2 protein-coding genes are annotated in these 2,400 nt (G+C 61.4%); one reads left to right on the plus strand and one right to left on the minus strand.

Translation table 11 applies throughout. From position 1 onward, the window contains the following. Positions 1-42: 42 nt before the first annotated feature. A complete protein-coding gene (locus G3N58_RS33690) occupies positions 43-1,266 on the minus strand; it encodes an IS110 family transposase (protein WP_206001350.1) in 1,224 nt (407 codons plus the stop codon). A 315-nt stretch (positions 1,267-1,581) separates the two neighbouring features. On the opposite strand from G3N58_RS33690, the gene G3N58_RS33695 reads away from it, so the two are divergent. Next, positions 1,582-2,393 (plus strand): IS5 family transposase gene (locus G3N58_RS33695; protein WP_206001351.1). Its coding sequence is split into 2 segments (ribosomal slippage): positions 1,582-1,930 and positions 1,930-2,393, totalling 813 coding nucleotides; the frame shifts between segments, so codons are not numbered across the junction. Positions 2,394-2,400: the final 7 nt, after the last annotated feature.

The raw sequence follows: 2,400 nt of genomic DNA on the forward strand, positions 1-2,400 counted from the left end.
AGAACCCTTAACAAAATGAACAAAGGGGCTGGTAAGAAGCGCTCATGATGAAGCAGCCGGCTGAGGGTGGTAGCCGAGGTCGGCAAGCCGCTTGAGCAGGCGTTGGATGGTTTTTCCGGTGTCGAGCCTGCTGAAGTATTCGGCGCCGAGGTCTGCATAAACGACCCCGTCGGATAGCATGTGCCACGCGGCGGTGAGCATAGAAGCGGCCACGGCGAGGATGGCTTTCTTGGGGCCGCGTCTTGCCTTGATTCGCAGGAACTGGGCATGCAGATAGGTACTTTTCACCCGAACGGCGGCCCATGCGGCGGTAACGAGCGCGGTCTTCAGCCATGTGCCGCTTTTGCGCACACGGGTGCTGCGGCGCTTGCCGGCACTCTCATCATTGCGCGGACAGAGACCTGCCCAAGAGATCAGGTGGGCGGCATCAGGAAAGCGCGTCATGTCAGCGCCGACCTCGGCAAGGATGACCTGGGCGGTCACGTCACTCACGCCAGGGATAGTGCTCAGCAAGCGGACACATTGCCGGATTGGCGCCAGCGCTTTTCCCAGGGTCGCGTCCAGTTCAGCGAGGGTGTGTTGCAGGGCGTCGATGACCTCCAGATGAAGTTTCAGTAGCGTCCGATGGTGAGCGGTAATGCGGCCGCGCAGTGCCTCGCGCAGTTCGGGCGCCTTCTTGCGTGCGTTGCCTTGAGCCAGTGCGGCGAGCCGCTCGGGATTGTCTTCACCGGCGACGATGGCCTCGAGCATGGCGCGGCCACTGCAGCCGAGCACGTTTGACAGCACACTGCCGAGCTTGAGATTGGCGTCCTCGAGCACTTTCTGGATGCGCAGGCTGTGCTGGGAGATCTCGCGTACGAGTTGTTTGCGCGTACGTGTGAGATCGCGTAACTCCTGGGTGGCAGCGGGTGGCACGAAACTGGAGCGAATCAGGCCATGCGCAAGCAGATCGGCAATCCACGTCGCGTCGTTGACGTCGGTCTTGCGTCCAGGAACGTTGCGAATGTGGCGGGCATTGGCTAGGACCAGCTCGAAGCGCCCTTCGAGAATGTGCCAGACCGGTTTCCAATAGACGCCGGTCGCTTCCATGGCCACGTGCGAGCAGCCATACAACGCAAGCCAGTCGCTGAGCTCGAGCAGTCCACTCGTGGTGGCAGCGAAGCTGCGCACTTCGCGATGCTGCGGGGCAGACACGCAGCGCACGCAGGCCACAATGGTGTCCTTGTGCACGTCGAGTCCGGCGCAGCGGGGATAGAGAACTTGCATGGTACCTCCTGCCAGATTGATGGCAGCGGCAGCAGCCCTCGTGATCGAATTCTGGTAACCGTGCTTGGGGGCATAACTGCCCGCCGTCACATTCCGGGGTGCGCGCAGGGCTGCGGGTCCAACTGTTTAACGGGCTCAGGGCACCATTCCCCTACGCCGACCTTCTATGCCGCTGCGCATCCATGTTAACTCTGACGTGGGCTATAGATTCGCCACATCCGCTTCATCCTCCGGGGTCGGGCCAGGCCCGATGAGCAACTGTTTACTCTCGATGATTCCTGTTAACCTTTTCCTTGTTTCGACGACGAAAAGGCCATGGCTAAACCCATACTCGACGACGAACTTTGGGCACTCATCGAACCATTGCTGCCCCCACCAAAACCGAGGCGAAGCCGTTATCCAGGGCGCAAGCCACTCGATGATCGTGCGCTGCTTACAGGCATCCTGTTCATCCTGCAGACGGGCCTGCGCTGGGACCTACTGCCACGCGAGATGGGCTGCGGCAGCGGCATGAGTTGCTGGCGCCGTCTGCGTGACTGGCAGGCCGCCGGTGTCTGGGACCGACTGCACGAGGTCCTGCTCGCAAAGCTACGCGAAGCCGACCGGATTGACTGGTCGCGTGTCGTTGTCGACTCCTCTTCGATCCGCGCGGTGGGTGCAGGTCAAAAACGGGACCGAATCCCACCGACCGCGCGCGACCAGGTTCAAAGCACCACCTCATTACCGAGGCGCAGGGCATCCCGCTCGCGGTAATTCTCACCGGCGCCAACCGCCACGATGTCACCCAGCTTCACGCGCTGGTTGACGCCATCCCGCCCATTGCCGGCAAGCGAGGTCGGCCACTTTCGAAGCCCCGCATCGTTCAGGGCGACCGGGGCTACGATCACGACAAATACCGCCGTCCGCTACACGCAGTCGGCATCGCCACTGAAATCGCCCGACGCGGCGAGCCGCACGGCAGCGGACTGGGCAAAACCCGCTGGGTTGTCGAGCGCACCATCTCATGGCTTCACAACTTTCGACGACTGCGCATCCGCTTCGAACGCCTTGCGTTTATCCACGAAGCCTTCATGAAAATCGCCTGCTGCATCATCTGTTGGCGAAAACTGAAGAACTCATTTTGTTAACGCCTGT

The sequence above is a fragment of the Paraburkholderia sp. Ac-20342 genome, from assembly GCF_017104985.1.
Lineage (GTDB): Bacteria > Pseudomonadota > Gammaproteobacteria > Burkholderiales > Burkholderiaceae > Paraburkholderia.